The organism is Bacillus pumilus (genome assembly GCF_009937765.1).
Lineage (GTDB): Bacteria > Bacillota > Bacilli > Bacillales > Bacillaceae > Bacillus > Bacillus pumilus_O.
In genome coordinates this window covers 1,214,873-1,231,199 of record NZ_CP047089.1, presented here as the reverse complement: position 1 = coordinate 1,231,199, position 16,327 = coordinate 1,214,873, and the positions used below count along the sequence as shown (strand labels likewise).

The following is a 16,327-nucleotide window of genomic DNA, read 5'->3' as shown; positions in this document are numbered from 1 at the left end:
AAAGAAAACAGCAGTGGAGTATCCATAGCCACAAGGTAAGAACATCAATATTTTCTTTTTCATGACCGGACCACTCCTTTTGATTGCGTGAGCAAGGTTTTGATTCTTTATATAGTACCTGACAAGAGACGTTCAGTCAAAATCGTTTATAGACGATAACGCGCAATATCGTGATTCAATCGGATGCTTAGTTCATTGAGTCTTTCTGCTGCTTTTGCCACATTGGAGATCGCTGTCACTTGTTCGTCTGTAGATGCGGTGATCTCTTCAATTGCAGCAGCACTTTCTTGAGAAATATGGGCTGCGCCTTGCATGGCTTTAGTGATGAGGTCGTTTTGCTCAAGCAATGCATTCAGTTCTTTTGCCATTGCGTCTGTTTCAACGATGGTTTGTGAAATCGACGTAGAGATGGCATTGAATTCATGTTCTGTCGCATGTACCGCTTTATCTAACTCAGCAAAACGATCCATTGTGTTTGACATCATGCCGGCTGTTGCTGTCGTTTCTTCTTTAATGCCTTGTACCATTTGCTGAATTTGCACTGCTGACTGTTTTGTCTGCTCAGCTAAATTCCGCACTTCACTCGCCACAACCGAGAAGCCCTTGCCGTGCTCTCCTGCGCGTGCTGCTTCAATACTGGCATTCAGCGCAAGTAAATTCGTCTCATTTGAAATGCTTTCAATTGTATCTGTAATTTTAGAGATATCCTGTACTTTTGTACTTAATTGCTCAATGCCTACTCTAATCCCTTGAGACGCTTGTATGGACTGTTCATTTGATTGTTTTAATTGCTGAACAATTTGCTGACCCTGCTGCGACGATTGACTCGATTGGTCAGAGATTCGTTTAATTTGGTCACTTTGTTCTTTGACGTTCTCAATGGATTGATTGAACTGGGTCATTTGTTGATTGGCTACATCAAGGTCAGATGCCTGATGAAGTGTTCCAGTCGATATGTCACCAATCGCTCGTCCAATCTCCTCACTGCTTGCTGAGGTTTCTTCAGATATCGCTGATAAATCTGTCGCTGATTCGACGAGTTGACTGCTCGTCTCCTGTAGACCGCTGACAAGTGTCCGGAGTTCTCCTGACATATGATTAAAGCCTTTTGCCAGCTGTCCAATTTCATCTGTTGTTTCTTTTAAACTTGTTCGTTCAAGATTTCCCGCCGCAATTTCTTTTGAAGCAGCAGTGACTTGCTTGAGCAGTCTGACCTTTCCTCGAGCAGCTAAATAAAAGACGCCAAGACTGAGAAGGGCGACACCTGCTGTAATGAGCATCATATAGAGCTTCATCTGCTCTAATTCTTTATAAAATTCATCCTGAAAGACGGCGATACCGATACTCCAATTCCATGGCGCGAACTGGCTCATATAGGCAAGCTTTTGCTTTTCTTCCCCAGTGGCATCGTCCTTATCTAAATAGGTCACATAGTGTGCATCCTCACCTTCTGATTTGGCTCCAGCGACCATTTTTTCACGATTGGTCGTGTTATCTGGAATGACGCCAATGTCATTGACGGGATGGACTTGAGAGGAATAATCTGCTCCATATGCGACAAGATAGCCTTTATTTTTATAGATAAAATCTGACTTTTGAAATTGGTACCCTTTCCCGTTGTCATTTTTAGGACCGCTCAAGTAAATACGGGCTTGTTCCTGCGCCTGTTCAAGCGTCAGTTCTTTTTTCTCTACACGATCATTCAACTGTTCAAGCGTTGCCATTGCTCCGCTAACGATGTGCTTTAAATCTGCTTTCCCCGCATCAATTAAGACATGTTTCGCTAACAAATACCCCGTTGTCCCAACAAGTCCACCGGTTAAGATCGTGATGACGATAATGGCAGACATTAATTGAAAAAAGACACTCCTTGATGCAAACATTTTCCTTTTCATATACAAATTCCCCCTTACTTCATATATCGTCAAACGGGATAAAGTATTAAAAAAGTCATCAAAAAATCCCTTTCACTCGTTGGAAAGGGATTTTTCTGATTATCGAGTTGTTTCTTTCAGAATGGCTTGATAAAGATCATCTGTTGGCGTGAGGCCACATACTTCTTCTAGCACACCTTCAATGCCTTTTTCTTTTCTTAATTTCTGCAAACGAACCGCTTCTTCGTCTTCGGCAAAGTCATAAGCAAGAGCTGCAGCAATGCCTTTGATTAAGTACACTGGCTGCTTCATCTTTTTCGCAGGACCGATTAAACGGTCATCTGCTCCTAGCTTTCTAAGAGGAGAGCGTGCGACACGAGTGACTTCATCGGAAATAAAAACATTTTCGAATCGTTTGATGATTTTTTGTATATACGCATCATGTTCTTCTTTTTTAAAGCCGTATGTGTCGATTAAATAACTGCCCGTTTCGTGAAGTGCACCTTCAACTACCTGACGAATCTCTGGTGTATCGACGGCTTCTTTAATCGTTTGAACACCTTGCTGATACCCGACATAAGCTGCTAGCGCATGTCCTGTATTGACAGTAAAGAGCTTGCGCTCAATATACGGCGTCAAATCTTGTACAAAGGTTGCTCCGTCAATTTGAGGAACGTCTCCGATAAAGCCAGTCTCATCAATGACCCACTCGAAAAAAGGCTCGACTGATACTTTTAGAATATCCTCATGGTGCTGAATCGGTACAATGCGGTCCACAGCAGCGTTTGGAAAACCAACTGTTTGTGACAGCGCCTTTTGTTCCTCTTCTGTGAGATGAGAGAAAACAGCTTCTTTTAAATGAGAGCTGCCTCCAATCATATTTTCACATGCCACGATGTTGATAATATGGTCAGGGTTTTTCTGTTTTAGTCCCTCTGCAATGGATGAAGCAATGATCTTCAAAACAGCTGGTCCAACAGCTGTTGTAATCAAATCGGCTGATGCCACAGCCTCTGTTAATGCCGCTGGATCTTGTGCAGAATTAATCGCTGTCACTGGGCCGACTATTTCTTGCTTCTGACCTGGTGCTGCGAGTTCAACCGTGTATTCTCCTCGTGCATTCAGCTCGTTGATGACCGCTTCATTTACATCGGTAAAGACAAGCTCAAAACCTGATGTTTTTAACAAAGATCCGATAAACCCTCTGCCAATATTCCCTGCTCCAAAATGAAGTGCCTTCATGTTAGTTCACCTCGTTAAAGATGGCGATCAGTTCATCCTGATCCTTGGCATGGATAATGCGTTCTACATTTTCCTCTTCTGAACAGACAATCGCAATTTGAGAAAGAATATCGAGATGTTCGTTGTTTTTACCAGCGATGCCAAAAACGACTTTGGCGATATTTCCTTCGCCGTATTCAACACCATCTGGAATTTGAATGATGGAAATCCCAGAATGAAGGACAGCTGCTTTTGCATCCTCTGTTCCATGAGGTATCGCAATCCCATTGCCCATAAATGTAGATGAGATATTTTCTCTTTCAAACATTTTGTCAACATAATCACTTGTGACATAGCCATTTGCCACTAAGACTTCGCCTGCTTTTTTGATGGCTTCTTCTTTCGATCCTGCTTGTTCGTTTAGAAAAATATTGTCTTTTGAAAGTACTTGTTTCATGAATGATCACACACCTTTTTTAGAATGGAAAATCAGGAAAACAACCAAAACGGGGAGTTCAATGAAGAAAAATTGAACTCAACCCGTTTCATCATGTTATTTTTTCAATTTCTCAATCAGCTCATCGTATTTCGGACTGTTTAAGAAATTATCTACTGAGATATGCACAGCGCCTGGCAATTTCGCCTTCGCTCTGTCTGTTAAATCTTTATGAGTAAAGACCACATCAGCGTCATTCGGAATGTTGCTGATGGATGTGTTTGTCACATCAATATCAAGCTCTGCCTTTTTGACTTTATTCTTTAAAATGGATGCGCCCATCGCACTTGAGCCCATTCCTGCATCGCAGGCAAAGATGATTTTGTTCACGTCATCTGGAATCACATCACTTGGAGATGCTGCTTGTTCGTTTGCTTCAGCACCTTCTTTTTGAGCTGTAAGAGCAGCTGCTGCTGCACTTTTCTTCCCTTTCATGTCCTGCATTTTTTCTGTTGCTGCTGTTAAATCCTCGTCAACTGCTTTAGAGGCTTTTAAAATTACAGAAGCGACAAGGAAAGAGACGACGGTTGCCACGACGACACCTGCTAGAACAGCAAGATGTCCGCCTTTTGGTGACATGAGCATAAGAGCGATAATACTTCCTGGTGACGGCACAGCCTTTAAGCCTGCATTTAACAGGGTAAAGGTCAGAACGCCGCTCGCTCCCCCTGCAATGACCGCTAAAATAAGCTTTGGTTTCATTAAGATGTACGGGAAGTAAATCTCATGAATACCGCCTAAAAATTGAATGACAATCGCACCCGGTGCAGACTGCTTTGCGTTCCCTCTTCCGAAGAACATGTATGCAAGTAAGACACCTAAACCTGGTCCTGGGTTTGTTTCAAGCAAGAACAGAACAGACTGCCCTGTCTTCGCCGCTTGCTCTACCCCTAACGGACCTAAGATTCCTTGGTTAATCGCATTGTTTAAGAACAAGACTTTTGCTGGTTCAATGAAAATACTTGCCAGCGGAAGCAAATGTGCATTCACAATGATATCTACACCTGCCGCAAGGGCTTTATTTAGACCAAGTACAACTGGTCCGATAGCATAGAAGGCAATCGCGACAAGAATGGCACCTAGAATCCCTGCCGTAAAATTATTCACAAGCATCTCAAAGCCCGATTTGATTCGATCTTTGAAGAGCTGATCAATTTTCTTAATCAAGTAACCGCCAAGTGGTCCCATGATCATGGCACCTAAAAACATCGGAATATCTGACCCGACAATGACCCCAATCGTTGCGGTTGCACCGAGTACCCCGCCTCGATGGTCGTATACGAGTTTACCGCCTGTGTAACCGATTAAGAGCGGCAGTAAGTAGTTGATCATTGGGCCCACAAGTGTAGCTAACTGTTCATTTGGCAAATAGCCACTCGGAATAAACAGTGCCGTAATGAGTCCCCAAGCGATAAATGCTCCAATATTCGGCATAATCATGCCGCTTAAATAGCTTCCAAAGCGCTGTACTTTTACGCGAAATCCGCTTTTTTCCTGCATCTATGAAAACTCCTTTCTTCTCTCCCTTTATTGAGGGCTTTATAGGTCAAAAGATATAAGAACAAGTGTCAGTGAAGCCCTTACCCCTATCGTAAAACGCTTTCACTTTCCCTTCAATTGAAACTAAATGTCACTTTGTCACTTAGTGTGTGACAAAATTGAAATATGATATGAATTCTCTTTCAGAGCATAGGGAAATCCGGGTAAAAAGGTTGACGTGCCGTGGTTTTGACGCAAAATTCATCGGAATTTCACAACTTTTAAATCGTCACTTCTTGTTTCCTCTTCTTAAATCGAATAGGCTTATACATGATCAAACTTATTCAATCAAGAAATGTCTGCGCAGACATGACACAGAAAAAGTGAACCATCTTGCTGTTTGTTTCGTTTACCTTTTAGAGTGAGCGGCACAATAGGAGGAGCGGTTTTTTCTGTGACTCACAGTTTACTGCCGCTTTCTTTCTGATACATGAGACATTTTCAAAGGTAGAAAGGCGGTTATTACCTTGTTGAAACATAGTAAGTGGCTTCTGCTTCTGATCATCACGTTCGCTTTTTTCATTCCAAAGGAAGCATTTGCCCATGCATACGTCGTCAGTTCGAATCCAGCTGCAAATGAAGAGCTGGAGAAGCAGCCTCCTTCGGTCTCTATCACATTTAGTGAAGGAATCGAAAGTGGATTTCATGCCATTAAGGTGCTAAATGCAAAAGGGGATCGTGTGGATCAAGGAGATACGGTCATTAAAGATCAAAAAATCATGGAAGCTGCTTTAAAAAAGGATTTACCAAAGGGGATTTATACCATTCAGTGGAATGCAGTATCAGCAGACGGTCACTCTGTCTCTGGTATGATCCCGTTTAGTATTGGCAAAGCGGATGGCGGTTTTGACCAATTAGATCAAGGTCAACCGAACGAATCTATTGATGTTGCCTCGACCATAGACAAAGCCTTTCTTTATACGTCGTTTAGTTTATTTCTCGGGACCATTTTGTTTGGACTGTTATGGTTTCGGGCAGCCATTTCACCTATATTAGCGAAACGAATGAGACGGCTTTTGACATTGTCACTGATCATGATGGGCGGAGCTCTCGTGTTTCAGCTGCCGATTCAAACCAAATCAGCGGCAGACGTTTCCTTTTTGGGAGCATTTCAGCCATCGCTTCTGCAAGAAACCATTGCGTCGACTTCTGGCGGTAGTTTGTGGATGATGCTCATGGTGTCATTTGTTCTACTAACCATCTGGAGCATCGTTGCGATGAAAAAAGGGGATTTTACTTCTTTTCAGGTATGGTTGTTTCCACTGCTCCTATTCGCAGTACTTCTCTGGCTGAAAGCACAAATCGGACACCCAGCAGCAACTGATAATAAAATACTGACAACGTCACTTGATTTTATCCATCTCGTTTCTGCATCGATCTGGGTCGGTGGTTTAACAGCCATTGTGCTTTTATTGTTGAAGAAGCTGCCAAATGGAGATCAGCCGCTCATCAGAAATACGTTAAAGGCGTTTCACCCTTGGGCACTGCTCTCTGTTGGACTCATTGTGTTTTCAGGATTTGTGAATGCAATCTTTATTTTGCAATCGTTTGATGCTCTTTTCGAATCAGCATACGGACGAACCTTTTTAATCAAGCTTGGTTTATTTATCTTGATGGGCCTTCTTGGGCTTGTCCATTACTTGATGCTCAGATGGGAAAAGAAACAGAAACGAAACGTTTCGTTACGTGCTGAGTGGATGATCGGAATCGCTATTTTGTTATTAACAGCTGTGTTTACCAATATTCCAAGTCCTCCTCCGCCTGCACCTGAGCCGTTCTTCGGCGCAAACCAAGTGGAGCATCGTGACATTGTGTCCATGAGCATAACGCCGAATGCCCCGGGGAAAAACACATTCGAGGTCGCATTTACGAAAAAGGATGGACAAACGATCACTGATATCCAATCTGTGTCGGCCAAGATCCATAAAGTCGCCTTATTCGGTGAAGAGAAACCGAGTGAATTTCAGCTGAAACGATTAAAAAATGGTCATTACTCTGCTGAAAACCTCTTGTTAAATGAAAAAGGCACTTGGAAAATTGAAATCCATGCGTTAACTGGTTCTTTTGAAAATATCGATACCACATTTATTAGAAGAAACTAAAAGGAGTTCATACCATATGAAAAAATATGTTAAAGCTTTATTACCAATGCTTCTCGCTTCATTTTTATTGGCGATTCCTGTGAGTGCGCACGTCACGGTTAAACCGGATACATCTGCGACAAATGCGTGGGAAACATACACGTTGAAAGTACCTTCTGAAAGTGACAGTCCAACAACAAAGGTTGTCATCACAATGCCTAAGGGCGTAGAATTCCAGCAATACGAGCCAGTACCCGGCTGGAAAACGTCAACTGAAGAAAAAGATGGCAAGGTGACAAGAGTAACTTGGGAAGCAACGGGTAAAGGCGTGCTTGCCGGACAGTTCCAGCAATTCGTTTTTGTAGCGAAAAACCCTGAAAAAGCAGGCGAAGCTGCATGGGATGCATATCAATATTATAAGGATGGAACGGTCGTTGAATGGACTGGCGATAAAGAGGCTGATAAGCCGCATTCAATCACAAACATTGTCGCCTCTAATACGGTAACGGATTCCCATGGTCAAGAAAAACCTAAAGAAGAAAAGGCATCAGAAACAGCCTCCAATTCTTCTTCACCACTTGTGCTAGGGTTGTCCATTGCTGCTCTAGTTTTAGCACTCATTGCGCTTGGGCTTGCTTTTAGAAAAAAATAATTGATTCGTAAGCGATCGTTTTCATAGAAACGATCGCTTTGTTTCTTTTCACCTTGAACACAAGACCATTTTCCCAACCTATTATTACCATTATAGGATTGAATAGGATTAACGCGCATGCCATAATGAGACACATGACCACCTAGGAGGCTTTAAGATGAACCATCTCATTATATTTGCTCATCCCCAGCAAAGCTTAAATCAAACCTTATTAGATCTTGTTGTTAGTACTCTTTTGAACAATGGTCATAAAGTGACTGTTCGTGATGTTTATGCTCTTGGTTTTTCGCCAGAACTAAGCATTTGGGAAAAGGCTGCGATCAAACAGGGGGATGTCCCGATGGCCATTCAAACAGAGCAGAAGCTGATTCAGCAAGCTGATGTCCTAACGTTTATTTTTCCTATTTGGTGGACAGGCTTACCCGCTATGTTAAAGGGCTATGTAGAACGTGTTTTTTCTGAGGGCTTCGCTTATCAAATCAACGAGCATGGGGCTATTGAAAACCTGCTTCGACATAAAAAAGGTGTTATTATCAACACGCACGATGCACCAAGGGCCTTTCTTGACTCTAACCTGATCTTTTCTGCCTCCCATCGCATGACAGCAGATACAGAAGTCTTCAATTATATTGGTATTGAGCCTGTTGAACGACTTTTGTTCAGCAGCATGGAGCAGGCACCCGCAGATTACATCCATGAAATTCTGAAAGAAACAAAAGAAACGGTGGAGCAGCTCTTTCCGCCGGCTGTTTAACATAAAAAAGACTGCCGAGATTTCTCAGGCAGTCACAGATAGTTGACAAAGGACGAAATTGCCCTTTGTCTTCTTTTCAGCGTGATAGAAAACCTTTGCAGTCTAGGAAGGACGAGCACCGGAGCGGAGCGAATTTGACATTCGTGAGCACCGAAGCGCAGACCTGACAACGAATGCGATGGTTTGTCTACACGCTGAGACTGCCAAGATTCCTCAGGCAGTCTTTTTCACGTCTATTCGTCTAAACCAATAGATACATATTTGGTTTCTAAATAAGGTTCGATCCCTTCGATGCCGCCTTCACGGCCAATTCCGCTTTCTTTCATTCCTCCGAATGGTGCTTGGACAGCCGATGGACCCCCATCATTCCAGCCAATAATCCCATAATCGAGATTCTCTGAAATGTAGAGGCCGTTTCGATAATTTTCTGTAAAGAAATAAGCTGCAAGACCAAAAGGTGTGTCATTCGCTAATTCAATTGCTTCATCTAGTGTTTTGAACGTCGTAATCGGTGCCACTGGACCAAAGGTTTCTTCATGCATGATGTTCATGGAAGGGTCTACATGTGTGAGAACAGTTGGCTGGACAAAATAATACGACTTGTCATCATCGAAATGCGTATCTCCGCCGACAAGGATTTTCGCCCCTTTATCGACTGCATCTTGAATTTGGCTGACAATTTTATCAAAGCCGCGCTTGTTGATAATTGGGCCGATGGATGTGCCTTCTTCAAAGCCATTTCCCACTTTCAGCTTTTCGACCTCTTTGCTAAAGACTTGAGCAAATGCTTCATGAATGTCTTCATGCACAATTAAGCGGTTGGCACAGACACAGGTTTGTCCTGCATTACGGAACTTAGATGCCATTGCTTGTTTGACAGCTAGTTCAAGATTGGCATCTTTGTCTACGATGAGCGGGGCATGACCACCAAGCTCCATTGATACATGCTTAACTGTACTTGCACTGTTTTTGATCAAATGCTTTCCGACTGGCGTTGAGCCTGTGAATGTGATTTTGCGAATCAGTGGGCTATCTGTGAATATTTCACCGACTTCTTTTCCATCTCCGATCACCCATTGCAGGGCATCCTCTGGGATTCCGGCTTCGTGGCCTAATTTCACAAGTTCAATAGCCGTCAGCGGCGTGTCTTCAGCAGGCTTCACAATAAAGGTACAGCCCGCTGCAAGTGCTGGTGCTGCCTTTCTCGTGATCATGGCTGCTGGGAAATTCCACGGTGTAATGGCCGCAACAGGTCCAACTGGCTGCTTTGTGACAAAAAGGCGTTTGTTCGTCGTATGTGACGGAATGGTTCTACCATAGATACGTTTGGCTTCCTCTGCGTACCATTCTATATATCCAGCTGCATAAACGATTTCCCCTAATGCTTCTTGATATGGCTTCCCGTTCTCTTCCGTGATGATTTTTGCGAGCCTTTCTTTATGTTCAATCATGAGATCAAACCACTTGCGAATGATATTGGCACGTTCATGCGCTGACGTTTTTGCCCATGCTTTGAATGCTTGATGTGAGCGCGAAATGGCGTCTTCAATTTGTTCTTTTGTATGCTGAGCAACTGAAGCAATTTCTTCTCCTGTTGCAGGATTATACACTTTGAGTTCGTTTGTCATGCTCTACCGTCTCCTTCGTTCTAGGATTCATTACATATAGTATATACCCAATGAGTGCCCAACCTAAAAGCAATATCCATTCAGCTGGCCATGATAAGGAGGCCGGCATCCCCGGAAAATAAAATGAAAGAAAAAGGAGACTCAGCCCGATGGCTAAAACGCCTGTCGTCCGCCAATATTTAATGCGGTATGGACGCTCAAGTTCTGGTTCTGCTTTACGAAGTTTCATAAAGGCAATGGACACAATTAAGTAACCGACAATGATCCCGACACCACCTGCATTGACAATCCATACAAGGGCAGGGCGCCCTAATAATGGAGCGAAAAAAGCCAAAGCACCAAGAAATAAAATGGCATTTGTCGGCGTTTTATACTTTGGATGAATATACGCAAACCATTTGGAAATCATGCCTCTTTCCGCCATCGCATATAGAATACGACTTGCACCGATGATAAAAGCATTCCAGCTCGTCACAATCCCTGCTACACCACCAATGACAAGCACTGTCCCAAATGCTTGATGACCGAGAAGTTGCACCATCGCATCTGCAGTCGCCAAGGAAGAGGCTTCAAGCTGTCCTTTTGATAGCCCCGCAGCTACCCCAAAGACAATAAGCAGATAAAATACGACCGCACTCACGATGGAGATAATGAGAATCCTCCCAATGATTTTCTTTGGCGCATTGATCTCCGCCGCCACTTGAGGAATGACATCAAAGCCAACAAATAAAAAGGGAATCATGACTAAAACTGCCATGAGACCGCCAACCCCGCCTTGAAACATCGGCTCAAGGTTTGCTAGATTTCCGTTAAATGTGGCGCCGCCTAAAAGAAGGAAGCCTGTCAGGATAATGGCCACTGTAAAAACAGATTGAAAAATAGCAGCTGGCTTGGCGCCAATGTAGTTAAGCGCTGTTAAAAATAAAGCACCACCAGATCCAATCAACACCCATGTAAAATAAACGTCCCATCCCCCTATATTCCATAGGAAGCCAACATGCTGTGTTGGAATGACATAATCAATAACAGTTGGCAGTGCAACCGCCTCAAACGTAATGACCGAGACATAACCAAACAGCACGCCCCATGCCGAGACAAAAGCGGATTTTATCCCAAATGCCCGCTGGACAAAGACAAGCCCTCCTCCCGTCTCTGGAATGGCAGACGAAAGCTCAGCATACGTGAGTCCAATAAAAATGACGAGAATACCGCCGATGACAAAGGCGATGACACTACCTAAAAATCCTGCTGTTAAAATCCAATCTCCTGAAAGTACAACCCAGCCCCATCCAAGCATTGCACCAATGGATAAAAACAGTACGTCTGACTGCGACATGGTTTTTGCCATTTGTTGTTTTTGCATACAACCATCCCCCTTTGTTGTTTAGCGTGCTTTGAAGGCGTCCTCGATGATCCCTAGTCCTTCTTGAAGCAGCTCATCTGTGATGACAAGTGGTGTTAAGAAGCGAATAATATTCCCATTAATCCCTGCCGTTAATAAGAGCAGCCCGTGCTCGTTTGCATATGATGCAATCGCTGCGGCTGTTTTCTTATCTGGTGTACGCGTTGTTTGATCTTCCACAATTTCAATTGCCGCCATTGCCCCTAACCGGCGGACTTCCCCAATGAATGGATATTTTGTTCTCCAATCATTTGCTTTGTCCTCAATGACTTGTCCAATGTGTTCAGATCGTTGATTCAGTTGTTCTGTTTCAATAATATCAAGAACTGCTAGTGCTGCCACACAGCCTAATGGACTTCCTGCATATGTTCCCCCCAGCTCCCCTGGATCTGCCGCATCAAGCAGTTCCTTTCTGCCGACAACGCCGCTTAGTGGCAACCCAGCAGCAAGAGATTTTGACACAGTGATTAAGTCCGGCACCACATCAAAGTGCTCAATCGCAAAGTATTTCCCTGTTCTTGCAAAGCCTGTTTGGATTTCATCTGCTACAAACACTATCCCGTGCTGCTGACAGAATGAAGCAACATGCTGAACAAAACGCTTCGATGGTACAATGAATCCGCCCTCCCCTTGGACTGGCTCCATGACCACACACGCAACAGTTTCTGGTGCAACAGTAGCGACGAAAAATTGATTGAATTGATCAATGATGTACTCATCGTAGGCTGCATCGCTTAATCCTTCTGGCTTCTGATAGTAATATGGGTATGGCGCTTGATACACCTCTGACGCAAATGGTCCGAACCCAAATTTGTATGGCTTGACCTTACTCGTCATGCTCATCGTCATATTCGTTCTGCCGTGGAAGCCTCTTGTAAACGACACAACGGCCTGCCTTTTCGTATATTTACGTGCAATTTTCACCGCATTCTCAACAGCTTCTGCACCTGAATTAAGGAAAATGGCTTTTTTGTCATGGTCACCTGGTGTGAGGTGACATAGCTTCTCTGCCAATTCGATATACGATTCGTACATCATCACGTTGAAGCCTGGGTGAATCAGACTGTCTGCCTGTGCTTTGACGGCTTCCACAACCTTTGGATGTGAATGTCCTACATTTAACGTACCAATCGCGCCAGCAAAATCGATAAAACGTTTCCCATCGATATCGAATAGCTCGGCACCCTTCCCCTTTGCTGCAAGATGACGGTTGCCATTACTCACGCCTCTTGCGACGTATTGATCTCTTTTCCCCTGCCATTCCTCAGTTGAAAAACGGTTTGTTGTCGTTTGACTCATTGTCATCCATCCCCTTTATGTCTTTTTTATTATTCTGAATATTTTTTGGTATGATAGAAAGTACCAATATCATTTTTTTCATGGTACCAGAGAGGAAGGAATGACGACATGCTGACAATTCAACTAGATCAAACAGGGGCAAACGGATTTATTTATCATCAAATTTACACGAAAATTAAAGGTGAAATTTTAAATCGAAACCTTCAGCCGCACGATCAATTACCTTCAAAACGAGAGTTAGCCGATACATTAAATGTCAGCGTCAATTCAGTAAATGGCGCATATCAGCAGCTACTTGCCGAAGGATATTTATATTCAGTTGAACGCAAAGGTTTCTTCGTGGAATCACTCGAAACGTTTCACGAGTCAGGTCAGCTGAAACCCTCTTCCCTTCCAGCAGATTTAAAAGAAGAGCCGATTGCACGAGACGATTGGTATTCCTTTTCACATATCTCTGTGGATACAGCCAATTTTCCTTTTAAAAGCTGGCTGAAAAGTGAACAAAAGGCAATCAGTCTCCACCAAGAAGCATTTGGTGAGCTTCCGCATCCACAAGGCGTGTACGAGCTTCGAGAAACAATTGCCCGGTTAATTGGGCTGGCACGGGGAGTCAAATGCTATCCAGAACAGCTCATTTTAAGTGCAGGCACGCAGTCACTTATTCATTCGTTATCAAGCATTCTTCCAGCTGATCAAGTATACGGGTTAGAAAACCCTGGCTATCGCCGACTCTATCAAATGCTGAAAAGCAATCATCATCAAATTGAAACGATTGGCATTGATCAAAAAGGAGTACGGATGAGTGACATTCAGAAGAAAGAGCCGAATGTGTTGATCATTACCCCCTCACATCAATTCCCAACAGGAGTGATTATGCCAATTTCCCGGCGGATTCAGCTCTTAAACTGGGCAGCCGATCAGCAAGACCGTTATATTATTGAGGATGATTATGACAGTGAATTCAAGTACGGAACAGACAGCATTCCGGCACTGCAAAGTTTGGATCGATATGACAAAGTCATTTATATGGGAACCTTTTCAAAATCATTGTTGCCAGGCTTAAGAATAAGCTACATGGTGCTCCCGCAGCATTTATTGAGACGTTATAAAGAAAAACAGCACTTCTTCATTCAAACAGCCAACCTTTTTACACAATACACCCTTCTTCATTTTATAAAGGATGGTGCGTATCAGCGGCATATTAAAAGAATGAATGGTTTATATGAGGAAAAGCGGAAGCAACTCATTGAAGAGCTCGACACGGTGTTTGCTGAAAATGTGCGAATTATTGGGGAAAATGCTGGACTTCATTTTATCGCAGAGTTCCGTTCAAACCGCACGCAACATGAGATTTTACAGCGAGCCAAAGAAAGAAAGCTGAAAATGTATGGAATGGACCGTTTTACCCTTGATGAGCAATTACCGGGGCATCAGGAAGGCTTTGTTCCGCTCGTCCTCGGCTTCTCTCATATGAGACCAGAGGATATTGAGCCGGCGGTAAAACGTCTGTATGAGGCGATTTATGGGAAATAAAACAGCCAGCTGCTCTACTAGACAGCTGGCTTACCACCGCTCTTTATCTACGGCTAGAATGGATGACATGAGCCCAGGAAAAGCGGTCTCGATGTCTTCTTTTCTTAAAGAATAGTAGCGGTGTTTTCCGTCAATTCTCACCTTCACAATGCCTGCCTCCCTCAGCACTTTGAAGTGATGGGAAAGCGTAGATTTGGCAATATTCATCTCATACGTGCCGCATGTCCTCTCCCCCGCTTCTGCTAAGCAGCGGACAATTTCTAACCGAATTGGATCAGCCAATGCGTGCAAAACAGAAATCAGTCTCATGTCTTCTTGGGTTGGATGGGTTGGATTATTCATACGATAAATGTATCGTATTTTGTTCTAACATACAATCTCGTTACTCGACTATGACATTGTAACGCGGAAACGACTATGACTCATAGACACTATTTTGAAGGGAAGAACCTTTTTGACACGTACAATATGGACTTGCTTATTCATGCTCTTATTGGCAACGAGCTTATGCGCTTGCCAATCTGTTCAGCAATTTGAGTCAAAACGACCTAGTGCAGAAGAGGTATTAGCTCTCGATGAACAGGCAGATTTATTTCAATGGGGAAAAACGGTCTATGAAGCAAATGTAGATTGGACCCATCAATTAACCGTCACTAAAGATCAGCAATTAGGTGTGATTCAGAAAACTGCTGCCAAACATTTTCATCATGGCACGGCTACCCATTTGAAAAAAGGGACAGCGATTTACTCTGTCAAGGAGCGAAACGACCTTTTGATTGCCGAACTTAACGGACAGATCATCATATATGCCGCACATGCAGAAGGATAAAATACCTGTCATAAGATAGGTATTTTTTTAAGTTTCTTTTCTTGTCATAGGTCATTGGTTTTGTTATCATTGCAAAAGTGACCACTCGGTTTCCATTGTGACCATATGGTTTTGCCGATTCGGAAAGGACTTATGAAGATGAACGAAAAGCAAGAAGAGATTTTGCGGGTTTCGAAGAAATTATTTTCTCAAAAAGGCTATATGAGTGTCTCCATGCAGTCAATCGCCGATGCCTGTAAAATATCAAAAGCGTCTATTTATAAACTGTTTGATTCAAAAGAAGCTCTTCTATTAGAACTGATTAAATACAATCAGTGCAAAATGAGAGAGATTTCTCAGATCATTCATTCAGAAACGACGCTGTCCAAAAAGGAAAAATTCACAAAGAAGATCAAGCTTGAGCTTGAAGAGTTTAAAGAGAATCATAAATTTTTGAATATGCTGTCCTTTGAAGCTTTTTCACAGCATTCGCCCATTGTCATTAAGCATTTACGTGAGACACGCACCATTATCATGCAGCGGCACAGAGACATTATTTTAAGCACATATGGTGAATCTGTTGCGCCTTACGTCTGGGATCTTGTCATTGTCCTCAACGGATTAATGAGAGAATTCATCTTAATGCTGGCGATTGAGCGCAAGAACATCCAATTAGAAAATGCCGCTGAAATGATTATCGGTGTGATGGACCGTGTATCGAAAAAGCCTTGCTCTATTGAGCCTGTGCTAACAGATGAGCTGATGGACTCTTATTTGCTTTCCACACAGGATGAATATGATGAAGAAAAGCTTGTCATCTCGTACTTAACGAAGATCAAACAAGAGCTTCACACACTGTCAAACGGAGAAGAAAAGGACGATCTCCTCTCTGCGTTTGAACTGCTAAGTGAAGAATTATCAAAGGACCAACCGAGAACCTTTTTAATCAGTTCACTACTTGATTATTTAGGCAAAAACAGCGTTTTATCACAAAACGTGTCACAGCTGAAAAGCATCATCTTATAGATAAAGAAGGGATA

The 16,327-nt window shown here is 43.1% G+C and carries 14 protein-coding genes; 6 read left to right on the top strand and 8 right to left on the bottom strand.

From position 1 onward, the window contains the following. Positions 1–146: 146 nt before the first annotated feature. From GPS65_RS05900 to GPS65_RS05885, 4 genes are all read right to left on the bottom strand, one after another. Positions 147–1,895 (bottom strand): methyl-accepting chemotaxis protein, encoded by a 1,749-nt coding sequence (locus GPS65_RS05900; RefSeq protein ID WP_012008935.1) that lies wholly within the window; start codon positions 1,893–1,895, stop codon positions 147–149. Between the two features lie 99 nt (positions 1,896–1,994). Further along, the gene (locus GPS65_RS05895; protein WP_012008934.1) at positions 1,995–3,116 is read right to left on the bottom strand and encodes a mannitol-1-phosphate 5-dehydrogenase; all 1,122 of its coding nucleotides are present in this window, start codon (positions 3,114–3,116) and stop codon (positions 1,995–1,997) included. A 1-nt stretch (position 3,117) separates the two neighbouring features. Beyond that, the gene (locus tag GPS65_RS05890; protein WP_012008933.1) at positions 3,118–3,552 is read right to left on the bottom strand and encodes a PTS mannitol transporter subunit IIA; all 435 of its coding nucleotides are present in this window, start codon (positions 3,550–3,552) and stop codon (positions 3,118–3,120) included. A 96-nt stretch (positions 3,553–3,648) separates the two neighbouring features. After that, positions 3,649–5,091 (bottom strand): PTS mannitol transporter subunit IIBC, encoded by a 1,443-nt coding sequence (locus tag GPS65_RS05885; protein ID WP_012008932.1) that lies wholly within the window; start codon positions 5,089–5,091, stop codon positions 3,649–3,651. 506 nt (positions 5,092–5,597) lie between these two features. Between GPS65_RS05885 and GPS65_RS05880 the strand changes: the two genes are divergently transcribed. The 3 genes from GPS65_RS05880 to GPS65_RS05870 all read left to right on the top strand — a co-directional run bounded on the left by GPS65_RS05880 (position 5,598) and on the right by GPS65_RS05870 (position 8,617). After that, a complete protein-coding gene (locus GPS65_RS05880; RefSeq protein WP_012008931.1) occupies positions 5,598–7,232 on the top strand; it encodes a copper resistance CopC/CopD family protein in 1,635 nt (544 codons plus the stop codon). Between the two features lie 16 nt (positions 7,233–7,248). Further along, entirely contained in the window at positions 7,249–7,863 is a 615-nt protein-coding gene (locus GPS65_RS05875; RefSeq protein WP_012008930.1) for a YcnI family copper-binding membrane protein, read from the top strand. Between the two features lie 157 nt (positions 7,864–8,020). Continuing rightward, complete coding sequence (locus tag GPS65_RS05870; RefSeq protein WP_012008928.1) at positions 8,021–8,617, top strand: NAD(P)H-dependent oxidoreductase; 597 nt, start codon at positions 8,021–8,023, stop codon at positions 8,615–8,617. Positions 8,618–8,850: 233 nt separating this feature from the next. Here GPS65_RS05870 and GPS65_RS05865 read toward each other — a convergent pair whose 3' ends face one another. From GPS65_RS05865 to gabT, 3 genes are read right to left on the bottom strand one after another with little or no spacing between them, the layout of a single operon-like run. Further along, positions 8,851–10,245, bottom strand: a complete 1,395-nt coding sequence (locus GPS65_RS05865; protein ID WP_119124414.1) for an NAD-dependent succinate-semialdehyde dehydrogenase — start codon at positions 10,243–10,245, stop codon at positions 8,851–8,853. After that, positions 10,220–11,608 carry an APC family permease gene (locus GPS65_RS05860; protein WP_088004213.1) on the bottom strand — a complete coding sequence of 463 codons (1,389 nt, stop codon included), beginning with the start codon at positions 11,606–11,608 and terminating at the stop codon, positions 10,220–10,222. The genes GPS65_RS05865 and GPS65_RS05860 overlap by 26 nt, the downstream gene beginning before the upstream one ends. A gap of 21 nt (positions 11,609–11,629) precedes the next feature. Next, positions 11,630–12,946: a 4-aminobutyrate--2-oxoglutarate transaminase gene (gene gabT / locus GPS65_RS05855; RefSeq protein ID WP_119124413.1), complete on the bottom strand. Its 1,317-nt coding sequence runs from the start codon at positions 12,944–12,946 to the stop codon at positions 11,630–11,632. Positions 12,947–13,054: 108 nt separating this feature from the next. On the opposite strand from gabT, the gene gabR reads away from it, so the two are divergent. Then, positions 13,055–14,479 carry a MocR-like transcriptional regulator GabR gene (gabR, locus tag GPS65_RS05850; RefSeq protein WP_119124412.1) on the top strand — a complete coding sequence of 475 codons (1,425 nt, stop codon included), beginning with the start codon at positions 13,055–13,057 and terminating at the stop codon, positions 14,477–14,479. Between the two features lie 30 nt (positions 14,480–14,509). Here gabR and GPS65_RS05845 read toward each other — a convergent pair whose 3' ends face one another. Beyond that, a complete protein-coding gene (locus GPS65_RS05845; protein ID WP_012008923.1) occupies positions 14,510–14,821 on the bottom strand; it encodes an ArsR/SmtB family transcription factor in 312 nt (103 codons plus the stop codon). A 112-nt stretch (positions 14,822–14,933) separates the two neighbouring features. Between GPS65_RS05845 and GPS65_RS05840 the strand changes: the two genes are divergently transcribed. Both GPS65_RS05840 and GPS65_RS05835 read left to right on the top strand, forming a co-directional pair. Continuing rightward, positions 14,934–15,308, top strand: a complete 375-nt coding sequence (locus GPS65_RS05840; protein WP_012008922.1) for a hypothetical protein — start codon at positions 14,934–14,936, stop codon at positions 15,306–15,308. 138 nt (positions 15,309–15,446) lie between these two features. Further along, positions 15,447–16,313, top strand: coding sequence for a TetR/AcrR family transcriptional regulator (locus GPS65_RS05835; RefSeq protein WP_225970050.1), 867 nt, complete (start codon positions 15,447–15,449; stop codon positions 16,311–16,313). Positions 16,314–16,327: the final 14 nt, after the last annotated feature.

Bases quoted from the DNA above. Each gene is read 5' to 3' on its own strand.
- GPS65_RS05900 (WP_012008935.1), bottom strand. From the start codon at position 1,895: ATGAAAAGGAAAATGTTTGCATCAAGGAGTGTCTTTTTTCAATTAATG.
- GPS65_RS05895 (WP_012008934.1), bottom strand. From the start codon at position 3,116: ATGAAGGCACTTCATTTTGGAGCAGGGAATATTGGCAGAGGGTTTATC.
- GPS65_RS05890 (WP_012008933.1), bottom strand. From the start codon at position 3,552: ATGAAACAAGTACTTTCAAAAGACAATATTTTTCTAAACGAACAAGCA.
- GPS65_RS05885 (WP_012008932.1), bottom strand. From the start codon at position 5,091: ATGCAGGAAAAAAGCGGATTTCGCGTAAAAGTACAGCGCTTTGGAAGC.
- GPS65_RS05875 (WP_012008930.1), top strand. From the start codon at position 7,249: ATGAAAAAATATGTTAAAGCTTTATTACCAATGCTTCTCGCTTCATTT.
- GPS65_RS05870 (WP_012008928.1), top strand. From the start codon at position 8,021: ATGAACCATCTCATTATATTTGCTCATCCCCAGCAAAGCTTAAATCAA.
- GPS65_RS05865 (WP_119124414.1), bottom strand. From the start codon at position 10,245: ATGACAAACGAACTCAAAGTGTATAATCCTGCAACAGGAGAAGAAATT.
- GPS65_RS05860 (WP_088004213.1), bottom strand. From the start codon at position 11,608: ATGCAAAAACAACAAATGGCAAAAACCATGTCGCAGTCAGACGTACTG.
- gabT (WP_119124413.1), bottom strand. From the start codon at position 12,946: ATGAGTCAAACGACAACAAACCGTTTTTCAACTGAGGAATGGCAGGGG.
- gabR (WP_119124412.1), top strand. From the start codon at position 13,055: ATGCTGACAATTCAACTAGATCAAACAGGGGCAAACGGATTTATTTAT.
- GPS65_RS05845 (WP_012008923.1), bottom strand. From the start codon at position 14,821: ATGAATAATCCAACCCATCCAACCCAAGAAGACATGAGACTGATTTCT.
- GPS65_RS05835 (WP_225970050.1), top strand. From the start codon at position 15,447: ATGAACGAAAAGCAAGAAGAGATTTTGCGGGTTTCGAAGAAATTATTT.